This is a genomic window from Vescimonas sanitatis, from assembly GCF_049060325.1.
Lineage (GTDB): Bacteria > Bacillota > Clostridia > Oscillospirales > Oscillospiraceae > Vescimonas > Vescimonas sanitatis.
On record NZ_JBMGPW010000055.1, the window covers coordinates 1 to 422 of the forward strand.

Below are 422 nucleotides of genomic sequence, written 5' to 3' on the forward strand. Positions count from 1 at the left end.
CCTGTGGATCGTGCACTCCCCGTGGGGGCGGTTCATCACGAACCCGATCGTGGCGGGGGTCAACTTCGCCGGCTCGATCCTGGTGTTCTACTACACGGACTTCTTCCGGTTCTCGCTGCAAACCCACGTGGGCCACGAGTTCATGAACGTCCACTTCCTGCTGACCGGGTTCCTGTTCGCCCTGGTCATGATCGGCTCGGATCCGCTGCCGCGCCGGCCCCCGTACGCCCTGCGGCTCGTGCTGCTGATGGCCACGATGGTCTTCCACGCCTTCATCGGCGTCGCCATGACCACCTCCACCGGTCTGCTGCAGGCGTCCTGGTTCGGCAACATGGGCCGCGACTGGGGCCCCACCGCCCTCGAGGATCAGCGCATCGGCGGCGCGGTGATGTGGGGCATCGGCGAGTTCCCCACCGTGATGA

At 66.4% G+C, this 422-nt stretch carries 1 protein-coding gene; it reads left to right on the top strand.

Translation table 11 applies throughout. The features are described 5' to 3' along the window. On the top strand, positions 1-422 hold a 422-nt coding region (locus ACOMDU_RS13725), incomplete at both ends, for a cytochrome c oxidase assembly protein (protein WP_421130716.1).